Below are 1,941 nucleotides of genomic sequence, written 5' to 3'. Positions count from 1 at the left end.
ACCACGGCGGGCAAGGTCTTCTTCCAGAACGCCTCCGGCGGCACCTTCGCCTGCTCCGCCACCGTGGCCAACAGCGACAACAAGTCCGTCGTGCTCACCGCCGGCCACTGCACCGTGGACGCGGCCACCGGCACCGGCTACCGCAACTGGGTCTTCATCCCGGGCTACAACAATGGCAACCGTCCCTACGGGACCTTCGCCGCCCGCCGCCTCTTCTGGGACGCCCAGTACGTCTCCACCCAGGGCAACGCCAACTGGGACTACGCCTTCGCCGTGATGAACACGCTGAACGGCCGCACCCTGGCCGACACCGTGGGCGCGCAGGGCATCGCCTTCAACTCGCAGACCGGCCGCCATGTCCACTCCTTCGGCTACGGAGGCTCCGCCGCCGAGGGCAACGGCGAGCGGCTGAACCACTGCGAGGGCGATGAGTTCGCCGACGCGGGCCGCCCCGGCTCCACGATGTGGGGCATCGACTGCGTCCAGACCGGAGGGTCGAGCGGCGGCGGCTTCCTCGCCGACTTCGCGAACGGCGCGGGCTACCTGGTCGGCAACATCAGCGTGAGCGCGGGGCAGAACGAGTACCACCCGACGCTGGGCAACGAGGCCCTGGACCTCTACCGCCGGGCGGGCGCCGAGTGACGCACACCGCCTGACAACGGCAAGGGCCCGCTCGCGCGGCTCGCGAGCAGGCCCTTGCACCGGATGAGCCCGGCGGCGACTCACGGCCCGGCGGCACCCCTCGGCCCGGCGGCACCCCTCGGCCCGGCGGCACAATGACCCCATGACGATCGACGGGACAGACGCAGCCACCGCTTACGCCTGGGACGCCCTCGGCGGCGCACCCGCGCTCGCCGAGCGGGTCACGTACGCCCCGGCGGGCGCCGTGCTGCCCGCCCGGCTCCCGGTGCGGCAACTGGCCCGGGCCACCGCGGGGGTGTGCTCGCTGGCCGCCGCCGAACTGGCGGCGCGCCGCGGCGGAGGCGGGATTCCCGCCGTACGGGTGGACGAGGGCGCGGTCGCCACCGCGTTCGTCAGCGAACGCCATCTGCGGATCGACGGCCGTAAGGCCACCACCTTCGCCCCGCTGTCCGGGTTCTGGCGCACGGCCGACGGCTGGGTGCGCACCCACGCCAACTACCCGCACCACCGCGCCCGGCTGCTGACCGCGCTGGGCCTGCCGGAGCGCGGCGAGCCGGATGCGCTCGCGGCCGAGTTGGCGCAGCGCCCGGCCCGGGAGGTCCAGGAGGCGGCGTACGCGGCGGGCGCGCTGGCTGTGGCCGTCGTACCGTCAGGCGCGAGCGGACTCCCCTTGGCCGATATGCCGTTGACCGAAACCCTGCCCGCCGCCGAGGGTCTCCCACGCCCCCTCCCACCCGCGGCGCTACCCGCCGAGGGGATCCGGGTCCTGGACCTGAGCCGGGTCATCGCCGGTCCCGTCGCGACCCGCACCCTGGCGCTGCTGGGCGCGGACGTCCTGCGCGTCGACTCCCCGCGCCTCCCCGAGGATCCCGACGCTCACGCCGACACCGGCTTCGGCAAGCGCTCGACCCGCCTCGACCTCGCCGACCCCCACGACCGGCGGACGTTCGACGAACTCCTCGCCCAGGCCGACGTCGTGGTCAACGCCTACCGCCCCGGCGCGCTCGACCGCTTCCTCACCCACCACCCCGGGCTGATCGTCGCGCAGCTCAACGCCTGGGGCTGGACCGGGCCGTGGGCCGCCCGGCGCGGCTTCGACAGCCTGGTGCAGGCCGGGACCGGCATCGCCATGACCGAGGCCACCGACGACGGCCATCCCGGCGTACTCCCCGCCCAGGCCCTCGACCACGGCACCGGCTACCTGCTCGCCGCGGGTGTGCTACGCGCCCTGACCGATCGCATGGACACGGGTGGCGGCCGCCATCTGCGCTTCTCCCTGGCCGCGACGGCGTCCTGGCT

2 protein-coding genes are annotated in these 1,941 nt (G+C 74.4%); both read left to right on the top strand.

What is annotated here, in order from left to right:
• Window positions 1-642: serine protease (locus GWI24_RS43800; protein WP_374103416.1), on the top strand; the 642-nt coding region annotated here is incomplete at its 5' end.
• Window positions 643-784: 142 nt separating this feature from the next.
• Window positions 785-1,941, top strand: a 1,157-nt coding sequence (locus GWI24_RS43795; RefSeq protein WP_210951578.1) for a CoA transferase, incomplete at its 3' end; no start/stop codon positions are given.

This window comes from Streptomyces sp. MK37H (assembly GCF_018035285.1).
GTDB lineage: Bacteria > Actinomycetota > Actinomycetes > Streptomycetales > Streptomycetaceae > Streptomyces > Streptomyces endocoffeicus.
The sequence above is the reverse complement of the archived record's forward strand: the minus strand, read 5'-3'. Positions and strand labels throughout refer to the sequence as shown.